At 67.0% G+C, this 1021-nt stretch carries 1 protein-coding gene and 1 pseudogene; both read right to left on the minus strand.

All coding sequences use genetic code 11. The annotated features are described in order from the left end of the window. Window positions 1-371 (minus strand): annotated as a pseudogene (locus tag ABSH63_RS15745) (hypothetical protein); the annotation flags it as partial. Beyond that, the coding region (locus ABSH63_RS15750; RefSeq protein ID WP_352891066.1) for a DUF3450 domain-containing protein at window positions 368-1021 on the minus strand (654 nt) is incomplete at its 5' end. The gene ABSH63_RS15750 and the pseudogene ABSH63_RS15745, both read right to left, overlap by 4 nt.

Genomic DNA, 1021 nt, shown 5'->3' on the forward strand with positions numbered 1-1021 from the left:
TCCTTGAGCGCGCCCAGCTTGTCGTCGAGCTGTCGCTGGCGGGTGTCGATCTCGCGCTTGTTGGCATCGAACCGCGCCTCGAGCTCGCTGCCGCGCTTTTCCAGCGCGTCGCGCCGCGCCTTGGCCTGCGCCAGCAGCTCGGCCTGGCGATCGCGCGCCGCCGCGAATTCGGCTTCGCGCCGCTGCAATTCGCCTTGGTCCGCCAGGGTCTTGGTGCGTACCTGCTCGAGCAGCTCGTCGAGCGTCGCCGCTGCATCGTCCTGGGCAAACGCCGGCGCACTGGCCAAAAGACCCACCATCAGAAGGCTGCGCAGCGCGTGGCTCATGGCGTTCTGGAAACCGGATACTGGAAACCGAAAACCGCTCTTCATGACGCGCCTCCCGCCGTCGGCAGCGGCAGCGTCAACAGATTCGGCGCGGTGAGCTTGCGCGCCACGCGGATGGCTTCGCGAATGGGGTTGCGGTCGGACGCCGGCAGCGCCTCCCAGCGCTTGCCCGCCGCGTCCCAGCGCGCGCTCTGCGTGCCGTCCAGGGTCTGGTAGTACAGGCCGATGCGACCAACGCGCAGAAAATCGACTTCCAGCTTCTGCCCGCCCACGTCCACCGTGCCGGTGTAGGCCTCAATGGTGCGGCCGAATTCAAGCTCGATCAGATAGGCCTCGAGCACCTGACGGAATTTCTCGGCCACGGTGACGTCGACACGGTCGATCGCCTCTTGCACGAACTGCAGGCGCTCGGCTCGCTCGCGCGGCAAAAACGGCAAGTCCAGCGCCACAAACTGCTCCAGCGCCGACACCATCCGCAGCATCAACGGCAGAATCTGCCGGTCCACCGTCGTCGCCTGCGCGATCGATCGGTCCAGAATCGCGATCTCTTCACCCTGCAGCCGCAACTGCCGCTCGAGCTGACGGTTGTACGCCTCCAGACCCTCGATCTCCCGCAATACCGTCCGGTATTCCTCCGCCAGGCCCCGCCGCTCCTCCCCCAGATCGTCCACGCGCCGCTGACTCTGCGCCTGCGC

The organism is Sinimarinibacterium thermocellulolyticum (genome assembly GCF_040327995.1).
Lineage (GTDB): Bacteria > Pseudomonadota > Gammaproteobacteria > Nevskiales > Nevskiaceae > Solimonas > Solimonas thermocellulolyticum.